This is a genomic window from Methyloversatilis discipulorum, assembly GCF_000527135.1.
Taxonomy (GTDB): domain Bacteria; phylum Pseudomonadota; class Gammaproteobacteria; order Burkholderiales; family Rhodocyclaceae; genus Methyloversatilis; species Methyloversatilis discipulorum.
The window spans coordinates 3,757,496-3,772,498 of sequence record NZ_AZUP01000001.1 but is presented as its reverse complement, the minus strand read 5'-3'; the positions used below and the strand labels follow the sequence as shown (position 1 = coordinate 3,772,498).

General features: G+C 67.7%; 13 protein-coding genes. 3 read left to right on the top strand and 10 right to left on the bottom strand.

What is annotated here, in order from left to right; translation table 11 throughout:
* Positions 1-7 precede the first annotated feature (7 nt).
* From METFAM1_RS0117620 to dacB, 3 genes are read left to right on the top strand one after another with little or no spacing between them, the layout of a single operon-like run.
* Positions 8-658 carry a cell division ATP-binding protein FtsE gene (locus METFAM1_RS0117620; RefSeq protein WP_019916793.1) on the top strand — a complete coding sequence of 217 codons (651 nt, stop codon included), beginning with the start codon at positions 8-10 and terminating at the stop codon, positions 656-658.
* Entirely contained in the window at positions 655-1,554 is a 900-nt protein-coding gene (ftsX, locus tag METFAM1_RS0117615) for a permease-like cell division protein FtsX (RefSeq protein ID WP_019916792.1), read from the top strand. Before METFAM1_RS0117620 ends, ftsX begins: the two co-directional genes overlap by 4 nt.
* A gap of 5 nt (positions 1,555-1,559) precedes the next feature.
* Positions 1,560-2,984: a D-alanyl-D-alanine carboxypeptidase/D-alanyl-D-alanine endopeptidase gene (dacB, locus tag METFAM1_RS0117610; RefSeq protein WP_019916791.1), complete on the top strand. Its 1,425-nt coding sequence runs from the start codon at positions 1,560-1,562 to the stop codon at positions 2,982-2,984.
* A 48-nt stretch (positions 2,985-3,032) separates the two neighbouring features.
* Here dacB and grxD read toward each other — a convergent pair whose 3' ends face one another.
* From grxD to prsR, 10 genes are all read right to left on the bottom strand, one after another.
* Entirely contained in the window at positions 3,033-3,344 is a 312-nt protein-coding gene (grxD, locus tag METFAM1_RS0117605; RefSeq protein ID WP_019916790.1) for a Grx4 family monothiol glutaredoxin, read from the bottom strand.
* 105 nt (positions 3,345-3,449) lie between these two features.
* A complete protein-coding gene (prmC, locus tag METFAM1_RS0117600) occupies positions 3,450-4,271 on the bottom strand; it encodes a peptide chain release factor N(5)-glutamine methyltransferase (RefSeq protein WP_019916789.1) in 822 nt (273 codons plus the stop codon).
* Between the two features lie 13 nt (positions 4,272-4,284).
* Positions 4,285-5,370, bottom strand: a complete 1,086-nt coding sequence (gene prfA / locus METFAM1_RS0117595) for a peptide chain release factor 1 (protein ID WP_019916787.1) — start codon at positions 5,368-5,370, stop codon at positions 4,285-4,287.
* Positions 5,371-5,436: 66 nt separating this feature from the next.
* Entirely contained in the window at positions 5,437-6,708 is a 1,272-nt protein-coding gene (gene hemA, locus METFAM1_RS0117590; protein WP_019916786.1) for a glutamyl-tRNA reductase, read from the bottom strand.
* A gap of 99 nt (positions 6,709-6,807) precedes the next feature.
* Entirely contained in the window at positions 6,808-7,584 is a 777-nt protein-coding gene (locus METFAM1_RS0117585; RefSeq protein WP_019916785.1) for a S1C family serine protease, read from the bottom strand.
* Entirely contained in the window at positions 7,577-8,464 is an 888-nt protein-coding gene (locus METFAM1_RS0117580) for a transglycosylase SLT domain-containing protein (protein ID WP_019916784.1), read from the bottom strand. Before METFAM1_RS0117580 ends, METFAM1_RS0117585 begins: the two co-directional genes overlap by 8 nt.
* A gap of 2 nt (positions 8,465-8,466) precedes the next feature.
* Positions 8,467-9,522, bottom strand: a complete 1,056-nt coding sequence (locus METFAM1_RS0117575; RefSeq protein ID WP_019916783.1) for an SDR family oxidoreductase — start codon at positions 9,520-9,522, stop codon at positions 8,467-8,469.
* 7 nt (positions 9,523-9,529) lie between these two features.
* Entirely contained in the window at positions 9,530-10,810 is a 1,281-nt protein-coding gene (locus METFAM1_RS0117570) for a nucleotide sugar dehydrogenase (RefSeq protein ID WP_019916782.1), read from the bottom strand.
* A gap of 21 nt (positions 10,811-10,831) precedes the next feature.
* A complete protein-coding gene (gene prsT / locus METFAM1_RS0117565) occupies positions 10,832-13,621 on the bottom strand; it encodes an XrtA/PEP-CTERM system TPR-repeat protein PrsT (RefSeq protein ID WP_157256643.1) in 2,790 nt (929 codons plus the stop codon).
* Positions 13,622-13,642: 21 nt separating this feature from the next.
* Positions 13,643-14,992: a PEP-CTERM-box response regulator transcription factor gene (gene prsR / locus METFAM1_RS0117560; RefSeq protein ID WP_019916780.1), complete on the bottom strand. Its 1,350-nt coding sequence runs from the start codon at positions 14,990-14,992 to the stop codon at positions 13,643-13,645.
* Between the last annotated feature and the right edge of the window lie 11 nt (positions 14,993-15,003).

The window sequence follows — 15,003 nt, the reverse complement described above, 5'->3', positions numbered from 1 at the left end:
TCGACGCATGATCCGTTTCGAACAGGTCACCAAGCGTTACCCGGGCGGCCACACCGCACTCGAACGCGTCGACATCGACATCGCGCGCGGCGAAATGGTGGTCGTGACCGGCCACTCCGGCGCCGGCAAGAGCACGCTGCTCAAGCTGCTGGCGGTGCTCGAACGCCCGACCGAAGGCCAAGTGCTGGTCGGCGGCGAAAACGTGTCGGCGCTCAAGCGCGCCGCCCTGCCCTACTGGCGCCGCTCGATCGGATTGATCATGCAGGACCAGCGCCTGCTGTTCGACCGCAGCGCCTTCGACAACGTGATGCTGCCGCTGGCCATCAGCAGCCACCCGCCGCGCGAAGCGGCGAAGCGGGTCAGCGCCGCGCTCGAACGGGTCGGCCTGGCGGGTCGCGACAAGGCGATGCCGGTCGAACTGTCCGGCGGCGAACAGCAGCGCCTCACCATCGCCCGCGCCATCGTGAACCGGCCGCAGATCCTGCTCGCCGACGAACCGACCGCTCACCTCGACGACGCCTACGCGCGTGATATCGCCGACCTGTTCCGCTCGTTCAACGAGGCGGGCGTCACCGTGCTGCTGACCACCCACGACGGCGCGTTGTTCGAGCGCTACGCACCGCGCCGGCTGTCGCTGGCGCAGGGGAAGCTGCAATGAACTGGCTGCGTCTCCAGATGCGCGCAGGGCTGCGCGCCGCCCGGCAGATGGTCCGCCAGCCCTTCAACACGCTGCTGGCCGCGCTGGTGGTCGGCATCGCCGCCGCACTGCCGGCCACCGGCTACATGCTGCTCGGAAATCTGCAGCGGCTGGCCGGCAATGTCAGCGCCGCGCCGGAAATATCGGTGTTCATGCAGCCGGGTGCCAGCGCCGACGTCGTGAAAGACAGCGAGAAGAAGATCCGCGCCCTTGCCAAGGAGGGCCGCGTCGAACTGATTTCGCGCGACGCTGCGCTGAAGCGCTTCCGCGACAACGACGCACTGGCCGAAATCCTCGACGCGCTGCCGGACAACCCCTTCGCCGACGCCTTCGTCGTACGCCTGAAGGACGCCGACGCCGATCGGCTCGAAGCGCTGCGCGCCGATCTGGCGAAACTGCCCGAAGTCGAGCATGTACAGCTCGATTCCGACTGGGCCAAGCGGCTCGACGCGCTGATCGCGCTCGGCCGGCAGGCGCTCACCATGCTGGCCGGCGCGCTCGGACTGGGCCTGGTCGCGGTCACCTTCAACACGATACGGCTGCAGTTGCTGACCCAGCGCGACGAGATCGAAGTGAGCCGCCTGCTCGGCGCTACCGACGCCTGGATACGCCGTCCCTTCCACTGGTTCGGCGCACTGCAGGGCCTGCTCGGCGGCGCGCTGGCCGGCCTGCTGGCGCTGGTCGCGACCCGCATGCTGGCGCAGCCGATGAGCGAACTGGCCGGTCTCTACAGCCTCGAGTTCGTGCTGCGGCCGCTCGGCGCGGCCGACTGGGCGGTGCTGCTGGCCCTCTGCGCACTGCTCGGCTGGCTGGGCGCCAGCGCTTCGGTGCGCCGCCACCTGTCGCGCATCGCCTGAAGCAGATGCGCTGGCTGCTCGGTGCGCTGCTGACCCTGCTGTCGCCGCTTGCGCTGGCGGTGCTGCCGGCGCCGGTGCTGCAGGCGCTGCGCGCAGCAGACATCCCGCCGTCGGCGATATCGGTGATGGTGCAGTCGGTCGAGGGCGGTCCGGCGCGCATCAGTCACCGCGCGAAGCAGCCGATGAATCCGGCGTCGGTGATGAAGCTGGTCACCACCTATGTCGCGCTCGATACGCTGGGCCCGGCCTACAGCTGGCGCACCGAACTGCTCGCCACGTCGGCGCCGCGCGACGGCGTGCTCGATGGCGACCTCTACATCCGCGGCAGCGGCGACCCGGCGCTGTCGATGGAACAGTTCTGGCTGCTGCTGCGCGAATTGCGCAGCCGCGGCATCCGCGACATCCGCGGCGACGTAGTGACCGATCGCAGCCGCTATGCCGTGCTCGCGCACGACCCCGGCGCCTTCGACAACGAACCGCTGGCGCCCTACAACGTCGGCCCGGACGCGCTGCTGCTGGCGCACAACGCACTGCGCATCCGGCTGCAGCCCACCGAGGGTAGCGCGCCTGTGCTGTGGTCGGAACCGCCGCTGGATGGCGTGCAGATCGACAACCGGGTGCAGCTGGTGGCGGGCGACTGCGGCGACTGGAAGGACACGCTGTTCGCCGCCGTCCAGCCGGCCGGCAACGGGGCACTGACCTTGCAGATCAGCGGCCGCTACGCGCGCGACTGCGGCGAGCGCATCTGGAACGTCGCACCGCTGCCGCACGCCGACTTCTTCGCCCGCGCACTGCGCGCGATGTGGGCCGAACTGGGCGGGCGCATCAGCGGCCGGGTGCGCGAGGGGGTCACGCCGATCAACGCAGCGGTGCTCGGCGGCATCGATTCGCCACCGCTGGCCGAGGTGATCCGCGACATCAACAAGTACAGCAACAACGTGATGGCGCGCCAGCTCTTCCTCGCGCTGTCCCCGCCCGGTGCGCCGGCGGACACGGTCGGCGCGGCCGCTGGCGTGCGCGCCTGGGCGGCGCAGCGCAACCTGCCGCTGCCCAGCCTGATGATGGACAACGGCTCAGGTCTGTCACGGGTCGAGCGCCTGTCGGCTTACGACCTGGCCGCGCTGCTGCGCCGCGCCTGGGCCAGCCCGGTCATGCCCGAATTCGTGTCGTCGATGCCGGTGCTGGCGGTCGACGGCACGCTGCGCCGGCGGCTGAAAACATCGCCGCTGGCCGGCCAGGCCCACCTGAAGACCGGTTCGCTGGCCGACACGCGCTCGATCGCCGGCTATGTGCTGGACCGCAACGGTCAGCGCGTGCTGATGGTCGCCTGGCTCAACCACCCGAACGCGAAACGCGCCCAGCCGGTACTCGAGGCGCTGCTCGAATGGGTGTGGAACGGCAATCCGCAGCCCTTGCCGACGACGGACTGAAGCGCGCGAAAGCAGGCGTCGCCTGCTCCGGCGCACGACCGACGCCGATCAGAGGCCTTCCAGTTCCTTCTTCAGTTCGCCCGACTGGAACATCTCTTTCATGATGTCGCAGCCGCCGATGAATTCGCCGCGGATGTAGAGCTGCGGGATGGTCGGCCAGTTGGCGTAGTCCTTGATGCCTTGGCGGATTTCGGCGTCTTCGAGCACGTTCACGGTGTGCAGGTTCTGCACGCCGAGGTGCTTCAGGATCTGGATGGCGGTGGCGGAAAAGCCGCACTGCGGGAACTGCGGCGTGCCCTTCATGTACAGCACGACCGGGTTGCCGGTGACGGTTTCCTTGATGCGTTCCTGGGCGCTCATGTCTCTTTCCTTTGCGGATGTTTGAAAGTCAGCGGTCTGACCGCGCCTGCGCACGGACAGTGTGTAGGGACGCAGACGGGGCACAGACACCCCATCCACGTCGGATCATTCCTGGGCCAGCCGTCCTCCGCTGACCCGTTCGATGCCGGCAATATCGCGCCACGACGCGACGTCGGCAAGCCCGGCGCAACGCATCAGCGCGCGCACTGCCGGTGCCTGATCGTAACCGTGTTCGCACAACAGCCATCCGCCGTCGACCAGGTGCTGCGGCGCCTGCCGGCACAGCGTGCGCAAGGCATCCAGCCCGTCCTCACCGCTGGCCAGCGCGGCCGGCGGTTCGAAACGCAGGTCGCCCTGCGCCAGATGCGGATCGTCTGCCCGAATATACGGCGGATTCGACACGATGCAATCGAAGCTTTCGCCAGCCATGGCTTCCAGCCAGTTTGAGGCGACGAAGCGGACTTCAAGCCCGAGCCGCTGCGCGTTACCGCTGGCGATCGCCAGCGCCGCATCCGAGCGGTCGAGTGCTGTCAGCTGCGCCTGCGGGCATTGCGCCTTGATCGCCAGCGCGATGGCGCCGGAACCGGTGCCGGCGTCGAGCACGCGCGGCGACGGCAGATCGCCGATGCGCGCCAGCGCCAGATCGACCAACCCCTCGGTTTCCGGCCGCGGAATCAGCACGCCCGGCGCGACCGCCAGATCCAGCCCGAAGAATTCGCGTCGGCCGACCAGATAGGCCACCGGCTCACCGGCCGCGCGCCGTTCGAGCAGCGCATCGAGGGCGACCAGCGCCGCCTCGGCCAACGCGTCGCGCCCGCGCGCGATCAGTCCGGCGCGGTCGCAACCCAGCGCGTGCGCGGCCAGCACCTGCGCGTCGCGACTGTCGATGCGAGTGCGCGCGGCGCGCAGCCAGTCGTCGAGCGTCATGCGCAGGCGCCGCTCAGGCGCCCTCCTCCGCCAGTTGCGCGAGCTGTTCGGCCTGGTGCTCGTGCGCCAGCGCGTCCATCAGCTCGGTCAGGTCGCCGTCCATGATGGCGTCCAGCTTGTACAGCGTCAGGTTGATGCGGTGGTCGGTCATCCGGCCCTGCGGGAAGTTGTAGGTGCGGATGCGCTCCGAGCGGTCGCCGCTGCCGACCAGGCTCTTGCGGGTCGAGGCGATCTGGCTGTCGCGCGCGCGCACCTGTGCATCGCGGATGCGCGCCGCCAGCACCGACATCGCCTGCGCCTTGTTGCGGTGCTGGCTGCGGTCGTCCTGGCACTCGACTACGATGCCGGTCGGGATGTGCGTGATGCGCACCGCCGAATCGGTCTTGTTGATGTGCTGCCCACCAGCGCCGGAGGCGCGGAAGGTGTCGATGCGCAGATCGGCCGGATTGATGTCGATCTCGGCCACCTCGTCGACCTCGGCCATCACCGCGACGGTGCACGCCGAGGTGTGGATGCGGCCCTGGGTTTCGGTCACCGGCACGCGCTGCACGCGGTGGCCGCCGGATTCGAACTTGAGCCGCTGATAGACACCGTCGCCGCTGACGCGGGCGATGATTTCGCGGTAGCCGCCCAGGTCCGATTCGCTGGCCGACACCACCTCGACCTTCCAGCGGTTGCGCTCGGCGTAGCGCGAATACATGCGGAAAAGATCGGCGGCGAACAGCGCCGATTCGTCGCCGCCGGTGCCGGCGCGGATTTCGAGGAACACGTTGCGACCGTCGTCCGGGTCCTTCGGCAGCAGCGCGCGCTGCAGTTCGCCTTCCAGCCGCTGCATGTCGGCGGCTGACTGCTCGATTTCGAGCTGGGCCAGCTCCTTCATGTCGGCTTCGGCCAGCAGGCCACGCGCGGCCTCGCCGTCGTCACGCGCCCGGCACCAGGCCTGGTAGAGCGCGATGACCGGCGTCAGCTCGGCGTGTTCGCGCGTGAGCTTGCGGTAATGATCGATGTCGGCGGTCACGCCGGGATCGGCCAGCGCGGCGTCGAGGTCGGCCAGACGGGTCGACAGCTGTTCGAGTTTTTCGGCGATGCGCGGCTTCATGCGGAGGAGTTCGGGGAGAGGAACGAGCGCCGGACGGGCCGGCACGGCGGACGGACGGGCGCGCCGCTAGGCGTCGCGGTCGTGCTGCGGGAACAGGCGCTGCACCAGGCCTTCGATCTGCTCGCGCGCTTCCGGCGGCGCTTCGTTGAGCAAGCGCGTCGGACCGTGCAGCAGCTTGTTGGTCAGATTGCGTGACAGCGTGTCGAGCACACGGTCCGGCGCTTCGCCGCGGGCGATGGCTCGCAGCGCGCGTTCGAGTTCGGCGGCGCGCATTTCCTCGGCGTGGCCGCGCAGCGCGCGGATGGCCGGCACCGCCTCGCGCGCCTGTACCCACTGCAGGAAGTTGGCAACCCGGGCGTCGATGATGGCCTGCGCCTCGACTACCGCCGCCTGCCGGGATTCGAGGCCGGAATCGACGATCTGTGCCAGATCATCGACGGTGTAGAGGAATACGTCGCCCAGCTTGTCGACTTCCGCTTCGATGTCGCGCGGTACCGCCAGATCGACCATCACCATCGGCCGGTGGCGGCGCTGCTTCAGCGCCCGTTCGACCATGCCCAGACCGATGATGGGCAGCGGACTGGCCGTACAGGACAGCACGATGTCGAAATCGGCCAGGCGCTCGCCCAGTTCGTCGAGGCGGATCGCACCGACCTTGAGGTCGCTGCGCGCGAAGCGCTCGGCCAGCACCTGGGCGCGGTCGAGCGTGCGGTTGGCGATCACCATGTCGCGCGGCGTACAGCCGGCGAAGTGCGCCGCACAGAGCTCCATCATTTCGCCGGCGCCGACACAGAGCACGCGCTGGCCGGAAATGCTGCCGAAGATGCGCTCCGACAGGTGGACCGCCGCCGCCGCCATCGACACGATGTTGGCGCCGATCGCGGTGGTCGAACGCACTTCCTTGGCAACGGCGAAACTGCGCTGGAACAGCGTGTGCAGCAACGCGCCCAGCGTGCCTGCGCCCTCGGCCACGCGCACCGCCTGTTTCATCTGGCCGAGTATCTGCGGCTCGCCCAGCACCATCGAATCGAGACCGCTGGCGACGCGGAACACGTGGCGCACCGCCTGCTGGTGTTCCAGCCTGTATATATAAGGGGCGATTTCTGACGGGCCGATACGGTGGTACTCGGCCATCCAGTCGAGCGCGCTGTCCGGGTCGTTGGTCGCGCAGTACAGCTCGGTGCGATTACAGGTGGACAGGATGGCCGCCTCCTGCACCGGCCGCACGCGGGTCAGCTGGCCGAGCGCATCGGGCAGGGCTTCCGGCAGGAAGGTCATGCGTTCGCGCACGGCAAGCGGTGCCGTGTGGTGGTTGAGACCGAGCGCAAACAGGGACATGGACGGGCGTTGGGGCAGCAGGTTCGGCAGGATTGATCGGCAGAATAAGCCGAAAGTGCCGCGAATTATAGCAGCCGCGGTTTTCGCCCCCGCGCCGCCTCAGCGCACCGTAGCGAGCAGGGCCGACAGATGGCTGGCCGGTATCGCGTAACTGATGCCGCTGGGCTGCGACAGCACGCTTTCCTTGCCAGCCTTGACCAGCACCATATTGATCACGCCGATCACTTCGCCGCTGTCCGGATCGAACAAGGGGCTGCCGCTGTTGCCCGGATAGGCGGTGGCGTCGAGCTGGAACACGGTGAAGGTGCCGCGCGCCAGACGGTTGCGGTTGGCCGCGTTGAGCTGGCTCACGTTGTCGACCGGAATCACGATCGGCGTGATGGCCGACACGATGCCGCGGTGGGTGACCGGGGTGAAGCCGAGCACGCTGCCGATCGGAAAACCGGTGAAGGCCACCGACTGCCCCTCGCGCACGCCGGCCGAGTCGCCGACCTTCAGCGCCGGCAGCGCCGCGCCCTGTATCTTCAGTATCGCCAGGTCGTGCTCGGCGCTCGAGGCGACGACGCGCGCCTCGCGCAACTGCTGGCGACCATCGACGCTGGCGATCACCGCCAACGTTTCGAAGCGGTCGGCGTCGAGCGGCACGCCGGCAACGTGCGCGTTGGTCGCCACCAGCGTGCCGTCACCGATGACGAAGCCGCTGCCCTTCAGTTCGAAACTGGGCGCGCGCGATCGCATATTGGTGCCGACGATGACGATGGACGGCTTGATGCGCACGATGGTGTCGCTCAGCGCGGCGCGCGCCAGCAGCGGCGACGACAGCAGCGCTGCGCAGACGAGACGGCGCCGGCGATTGTCCGGTGCGCGCTCAGCCACGACGGGACACGAGCGTGCGCAGCACCGGCGACGGCGTGGTCACGTTCTGGTCGTAGCGATGCTCGGTCTTGCGGAACAGGGTCTGGATGCGCTTCACGTACTCGCGCGTCTCGCGGTAGGGCGGCACGCCCTTGTAGCGGTCAACCGCCCCCTCGCCGGCGTTGTAGCCGGCGGTTGCCAGCACCACGTCGCCTTCGAAATAGGCGAGCAGCCAGCGCAGGTAGGCCATGCCGCCGCGGATGTTCTGCACCGGATCGAAGGTGTCGCGCACATTGAAACGCTGCGCGGTTTCCGGAATCAGCTGCATCAGGCCCTGCGCGTTCTTCGGCGAGCGCGCCTTGGGATTGAAGTTCGACTCGGTGCCGATCACGGCCAGCACCAGTTGCGGGTCGATGTCGAAGTGCGGCGCCAGTTCGCGCACGATCTCGATCACGCGCTTGCGGTCGGCGGTGGTGCCGAAAGCCGCTTCGAGATCGGGATCGATGTCGGCAACCATCACCGGTTCGGGCTCCGGCGGATCCTGCATGCACAGCGGCAGTTCGCGCGTCGGCGCACCGGTGAAGCGCAGCATGCGCTGCGCGTGTTCGTGGCCCTGACGGGCCGCCAGATCGAAGAAGGTCGCGGCCAGCGCGTCGTCGCGGTCCACACCGCGGCCGTTGGCGTACATCCAGGCCAGGTTGAACTGGGCTTCGGCGTCACCGAGCTTGGCCGCCTGGCAGTAGAGCGCCGCCGCGCGCGCCGGGTCACGCCGTACGCCCTCGCCGTGCTCGAAGGACTGCGCCTCGGCCAGCAGACTGCGCGCCGCCGCCTCGGGCTCGAGCGCCAGCACCGGCGCGCTGGCGCAGCAGGCAATCAGCAGGGCGAGTCGTACAGTCTTCATCGTCAGGCTAGCGTCGCCGGCGCAAAACGCGCCACATACCAGTTCATTGCCTCGGCCAGACCGCGCGACACGTCGTGTGTCGGCGCGTAGCCGAGCAGGGTTTGTGCGCGGGTGATGTCGGCCAGCGAGTGGCGCACGTCACCGGCGCGGAAGTCACGATAGTGCGCCCGGGCGCCGGCGATGTCCGGGAATCGTTTCACGAGTTCGTCACGCATCGCTGCAAACAATTGATTCAGCGAGGTCTGACGGTGGGCGGCGACGTTGTAGACGGTGTTCACCGCGTCGGTACGCTCGGTCAGACCGGCCAGCAGATTGGCCTGCACCGCGTTGTCGACGTAACAGAAATCGCGGCTGGTTTCGCCGTCGCCGTTGATCTGCACGGTATCGCCGAGCAGCAGCGCGCGCGCCCAGCGCGGAATCACCGCGGCGTAGGCGCCTTCCGGGTCCTGGCGCGCGCCGAACACGTTGAAGTAGCGCAGGCCGACACAGGACAGGCCGTAACAGCGACCGAACACGTCGGCGTACAGCTCGTTGATGTACTTGGTCACCGCGTAGGGCGACAGCGGCTTGCCGATCACGTCCTCGACCTTGGGCAGGTTGGGCGAATCGCCGTAGGTCGAACTCGAGGCGGCATAGACGAAGCGACCGACGCCGGCGTCGCGCGCGGCGACCAGCATGTTCAGGAAGCCGTTTACGTTCGAATCGTGCGAGGTGATCGGATCGGCCAGAGAACGGGGCACCGAGCCGAGCGCCGCCTGGTGCAGCACCACGTCGACGCCGCTGCACACCCGGGCGCAGGTCGCCAGATCGCGGATGTCGCCCTCGACGAAGTCAAGGCGCGCGGCGGCCTGCGACGGCAGGCCGCCCAGCACCTCGTCGAGGTTGCGCTGATGGCCGGTCGAGAAGTTGTCCAGCGCGACCACGTTGTGGCCGGCGTGCAGCAGCACTTCGACCAGATGCGAACCGATGAAGCCGGCGGCACCGGTCACCAGCCAGCGGCGCGGGCGCGCGGCCAGCGCAGCAGACAGGGACTCGGGCAGGGTTGCAGGCAGTGTCACGTGGGTCTCACAGACGCCAGACGCCGACGCCCTGCGCTTCCAGCGCGGCCGCGTCGAACTGGTACTTGATGTCGGCCAGCACGCCGCCGGCCTTCAGCTTGCCGACGTAGTCGGACAGCGGACGGGCGGCGAACTCCTTGTGCGACACGGCAGCCACGATAGCCTCGACCTTGGGAATGTCGTCCCAGTCGGTCAGCGACACGCCGTATTCATGCTCGGCTTCCTTCGACTCGGCCACCGGGTCATGCACGATGACCTCGACGCCGTAGCTCTGCAGTTCGCGGATCACGTCGATCACGCGCGAATTGCGCAGGTCGGGACAGTTCTCCTTGAAGGTGAGGCCAAGCACCAGCGCCTTCGCGCCCTTGACCGAGGCGCCGCTCTGGATGAGCTTCTTCACCGTCTGCTCGGCGACATACTTGCCCATGCCGTCGTTGATGCGACGACCGGCCAGGATGACCTGCGGGTGATAGCCCAGCATGTCCGCCTTGTGGGTGAGGTAGTACGGATCGACGCCGATGCAGTGGCCGCCGACCAGGCCCGGACGGAAGGGCAGGAAGTTCCACTTGGTGCCCGCCGCCTTCAGCACCTCTTCGGTATCGATGCCGATCTTGCCGAAGATGATGGCCAGTTCGTTCACGAAGGCGATGTTCAGGTCGCGCTGCGTGTTCTCGATCACCTTGGCCGCTTCCGCCACCTTGATGCTGGACGCTTCATAGACGCCGGCGGTGATGACCGCCTTGTACAGGTCGGACACCTTCTTCAGCGTATCCGGCGTGTCGCCCGACACCACCTTCAGGATCTTGGTGACCGTGCGCTCCTTGTCACCCGGGTTGATGCGTTCCGGCGAGTAGCCGACGTTGAAGTCCTGCAGCCACTTCATGCCGGAGAACTTCTCGATCACCGGAATGCACACCTCTTCGGTGGCGCCCGGATAGACGGTCGATTCGAACACGACGATGGCGCCGCGCTTCATGTGCTTGCCGCAGGTTTCCGAAGCGCCGACCAGCGGCGAGAAATCCGGCTGGTGCGCGTCATCGACCGGCGTCGGCACGGCAACGATGATGTAGTCGGCTTCGGCCAGCGCTGCACCGTCAGTGGTCACCGTCAGCTGGGTGGCGGCGCGCAGGTCCTCGCTGCTCACCTCGCCGGTCGGATCGACGAATTCGCGGTAGGCGGCCACCTTGGCGGCCGACATGTCCACACCGATGGTCGGCATCTTCTTGCCGAATTCGACAGCCAGGGGCAGGCCGACGTAGCCGAGGCCGATCACAGCAACTTTGGTCATGGTTTTCTATCCGGATTCAGTTCAAAGAGTTTTCATCAGATCGGCCACCTCGGCGGCACGTTCGTACTTGCTGCCCAGCGCAACCAGCGGCTCCAGCTCCTTGCGCGCGTCGCCCTTGCGCCCGGCGCCGGCAAGCCCCCGCGCCAGATTCAGGCGCAGATCGTTGGCGAACGGCGCCGCCGCGACCGCCTGACGCATCATCTGCAGACCCCGATCAGCGTCGCCGGCGGCGAGCAGAATGCCGCCGTAGGTGTCGAGCACGGCGGGGTTGCGCGGTGCCAGTGCGTAGGCCTTTTCCGCATAGCTGCGGGCCCGCGCATCCTTCTGCTGGGCGGCGATCCAGGCCAGGTTGTTCAGTGCGATCACATTGTTCGCCGAGCGCGCGAGCGCCGCTTCGTAACGTGTCCGCGCCTCGTCGAGCGACTTGCGGACCAGGGCGACATCGCCCAGGTAGAGCAGCACCTCGACGTCCTTCGGATTGTCCTTGAGCCAGCCATCGACCAGCGCGCGCGCGTCGGCCGCCTTGTCATCCCGCTCGAGGGCCGCGTGCAGGCGGGTGACGTTGGTGGCCGTGCGCTCGCGGCTCAAGGCCTCGCGATACGCCTTGATTGCCTGGTCCGCCTTCGACGAGGACATCATCAGCTCGCCTTCCATCACGTAACCCAGCGCCGCCTTGGGCCGCTGACGCTGGACGTCGCGCGCCACGCGGAGCGCCTCGTCGACCGCGTTCCGGCTGCGGTGGATGGTGATCAGCATGTTCTGCGCCTCGACCGTTTCCGGCTGCAGCGCCAGCACCTTGCGCAGTGTCTGGATCGCCTCGGCGTCCCGCTTCGCGGCAACCTGGGTAGCCGCCAGATTCAGTTGAGCGCGAACCGAGGTCGGGTCGCGCTCAACCAGCTTGGTACGCGTAGCGACCGATGCTTCCAGTTCGCCGGCACGTGCCTGCGCCAACGCCAGCGCGTCAAGCACTCGCGGTTCGTCCGGCAGTGCGTTGAGCGCCTCGTTTGCGGCCGCCAGCGCCTTGCCGCGGTCGCCCGAAAGCTGGTGCAGCTCGATCAGCGCAAGCCGCGGATTCACCTGCTTCGGATCGGCGTCGATGGCCTGCCGCAGCAGCTTGAGCGACTCCGGCGAGCCGTCCGGCGTGCGTGCCTTGAGACCGGCGAGCGCCATCAGCGCGTCGGCGTTCTTCGGCGACTTGGCGACGAACTGCTGCAGCACCGCTTCCGCGTCGGCGATCTTGTCCTCGGTCACGTACATGCGGGCGAGGTTGTTGGCCGCGCTGAAATATGCGGGATCGAGTTCCAGCGCACGCTTGAACTCGGCGCGCGCGCGGTCGGGGTCGTTCTTCAGCAGATAGGCGGTGCCACGCAGATTGATGCTCATGGGGTCGATCTGGCGCTTCTTTTCCAGCGCATCGATCGCCGCCAGCGCACGATCGGCGTCGCGGTTGCGCAGATGCGCAACGATCAGCACCAGGTCCGGCCGGCCGCTTTCGGTATCCAGCCTGACCGCCTGCTCCAGCGCTGCAATACCCCCCTCGCGATCGCCGGCCGCCAGCCGGCTCAGGCCCAGCCGCGATTGCGCGTCGGCATCTTCGGTCTGCTTCTTCGCGGCGATCTCGAACGCGGCCTCGGCGCCCTTGGCGTCGCCACCCGTCAGATAGACCTGACCGGCGAGCGCCTGCACTTCGGGGTTTCCCGGGCTCGACTTGAGCAGCGGCGCCAGCGCCTGTCTCGCCTTGTCCAGCCGGCCGGTCCGCAGATAGGCGCCGACCAGCACCTTGCGGATGAACAGCGAGTCACCGCCGTGCGCGATCACCTTTTCGGCGTGCTGTTCGGCCAGTGCATAGGATTGCAGCTCGAATTCGGTCAGCGCGGCCAGTCCGAGCGCCGGCACGTAGTTCGGCGCGACAGCGAGTGTCTTGTTCAGACGGTCCCGCGCCTCGACGAATTTGCGCTCCTTCACCAGCAGCAGGCCGTCGAGATAGTTGGCTTCCGGCGCCTTGGGCGACACCTTGCGCAGCGCCGCCAGCTCCTTGCGCGCTTCTTCGATCTTGCCTTCGTTCGCCAGCGCCGATACGACGACGAAGCGCGCCGTGACGTTGCTCGGCTTGACCTCGTAGACCTTGCGATAGGACGCCATCGATTGCTCGAACTGCCCCTGCGCCGATCTCATCTCCGCATCAAGGAACCAGGCTTCGGCACTTTTCGGATCAGCGGCCAGCACCTTGTCGAGCAGCGCGTGGGCACTGGCGAATTCGCGCTGCGTACCGAGCAGGCGCGCCTTGCCCAGTGCGGCATAGAGATGGTTGGGGTCGGCCGAGAGCACCTCGTCGAAAGCCGCTTTCGCGCCATCCTTGTTGCCGACGGCGAGCTGCGCATGACCGATCGCGGCCCGCAGGTCGGCACTGGCGGCCGGCGTCGACAGCTTGGTCGTGCCCAGACGTTCGATCGCCTGTTTGCTCTCGCCGGCCTCGACCATGGCGCGCGCCAGCAGCGGGGCCACCTGTTCCGCCGGATGCCCGGCATCGAGCGCACGGGTCAGTTCCTTCACCGCCGACGGTGCATCGCCGGTCAGCATGTGGAGGCGTCCCAACTCGTAGCGGGCGGCGGCGTTCGAAGGATCCTTCTGCAACAGATTCTTCAGCTGGATCGCCGTCGTCTGCAGATCGTTGCGCTCGAACGCCGAACGCGCCTCCGCCAGCAACGCCTCGGGCGGCTTGCTGCGGTCGCACGCAGCCAGCGCCGATGCGCAGAGGAGTATGGCGAGCAGTCGGCTGACTCGCGGAAGGGTCGGGAATGTGGGGTTCAAGAGCGATGCTCCAGGTCGGTTTCAGCGCAGGCCGAAACGATTCATCAGGTCGTAAAGGGTCGGCCGGCTCACGCCGAGCATTTCGGCGGCCTTGACCATATTGCCGTCGACGCGCGCCAGCACGCTGACCACGGCCTTGCGCTCGGCTTCCTCGCGGATCTGGCGCAGATTGAAGAAGCTGCCGTTCTCTTCCGCCGGCTTCAGGCCCAGGTCAGGCACCATGATCTGGTTGCCGTCGGCCATGATGGTGGCGCGCTTGATGCAGTTCTCCAGCTCGCGCACATTGCCCGGCCACTTGTGCGCCTCGATTGCCGCCACCGCCTCGCGCGACAGCGACATCGAACTGCGCCCCTGCTCGCCGGCGAAGCGCTTGACGAAGGAATGCGCCAGCAGCGCGGCGTCGCCCTCGCGCTCGCGCAGCGGCGGGATGGTGACGACGATTTCCGCCAGGCGGTAATACAGATCCTCACGGAAACGGCTTTCGCCGATCAGCGTCTGCAGGTTCTGGTGGGTGGCGCAGACCACGCGCACGTCGATCGGAATCTCGTCGCGGCCGCCCAGGCGCTCGATCACCCGCTCCTGCAGGAAACGCAGCAGCTTGGCCTGCAGCGGGCCCGGCAGGTCGCCGATCTCGTCGAGGAAAAGCGTGCCCTTGTTGGCGACCTCGATCTTGCCCGGCGTCTGCTTGGTGGCGCCGGTGAAAGCGCCCTTCTCGTAGCCGAACAGTTCGCTTTCGAGCAGGTTGTCGGGGATGGCCGCGCAGTTGATCGCGACGAAACGTTCGCCGGCCCGCTCCGAACGGTCGTGCAGCGTCTTCGCCAGCACTTCCTTGCCGGTGCCGCTCTCGCCCAGCAGCAGCACGGTGGCGCGCGTCGCCGACACCTTCTCGATGGTGCGCAGCACGCGCAGCATGTTGGCGTCGCGCGTGATGAAGCGACCTTCGACACCGAGGTTCTGATTGGCCAAGCGTGTGTTCTCGGCCTGCAGATCGTGCAGGCGGAAGGCGCGCTCGATCAGCAGCGCCAGCAGTTCGGGTTCGAAGGGCTTGGCGTAGAAGTCGTAGGCGCCCATGCCGATCGCGCGCAAGGCGTTGGCGCGGTCGTTCTGACCGGTCAGCACGATCACCTTGGACTGCGGCGCCAGCGCCATGATCTCGCCGAGCAGAGCCATGCCTTCGGTCACGTCGTCCGGCGCCGGCGGCAGGCCCAGGTCCATCGTGATGACCGCCGGTTCGTGGCGCCGTATCTGCGCCAGCGCCGATTCGCGGTCACTGGCCAGCACCACTTCGTAATCGTCGAAGCTCCAGCGCATCTGCTTCTGCAGCGCAGGATCGTCCTCGACGATCAACAGCGTACGACCCTTGTCAGCCATGTCACTCCCGG

Coding starts and splice junctions, on each gene's coding strand:
- METFAM1_RS0117620 (WP_019916793.1), top strand. CDS start 8: ATGATCCGTTTCGAACAGGTCACCAAGCGTTACCCGGGCGGCCACACC.
- ftsX (WP_019916792.1), top strand. CDS start 655: ATGAACTGGCTGCGTCTCCAGATGCGCGCAGGGCTGCGCGCCGCCCGG.
- dacB (WP_019916791.1), top strand. CDS start 1,560: ATGCGCTGGCTGCTCGGTGCGCTGCTGACCCTGCTGTCGCCGCTTGCG.
- grxD (WP_019916790.1), bottom strand. CDS start 3,344: ATGAGCGCCCAGGAACGCATCAAGGAAACCGTCACCGGCAACCCGGTC.
- prmC (WP_019916789.1), bottom strand. CDS start 4,271: ATGACGCTCGACGACTGGCTGCGCGCCGCGCGCACTCGCATCGACAGT.
- prfA (WP_019916787.1), bottom strand. CDS start 5,370: ATGAAGCCGCGCATCGCCGAAAAACTCGAACAGCTGTCGACCCGTCTG.
- hemA (WP_019916786.1), bottom strand. CDS start 6,708: ATGTCCCTGTTTGCGCTCGGTCTCAACCACCACACGGCACCGCTTGCC.
- METFAM1_RS0117580 (WP_019916784.1), bottom strand. CDS start 8,464: ATGAAGACTGTACGACTCGCCCTGCTGATTGCCTGCTGCGCCAGCGCG.
- METFAM1_RS0117570 (WP_019916782.1), bottom strand. CDS start 10,810: ATGACCAAAGTTGCTGTGATCGGCCTCGGCTACGTCGGCCTGCCCCTG.
- prsR (WP_019916780.1), bottom strand. CDS start 14,992: ATGGCTGACAAGGGTCGTACGCTGTTGATCGTCGAGGACGATCCTGCG.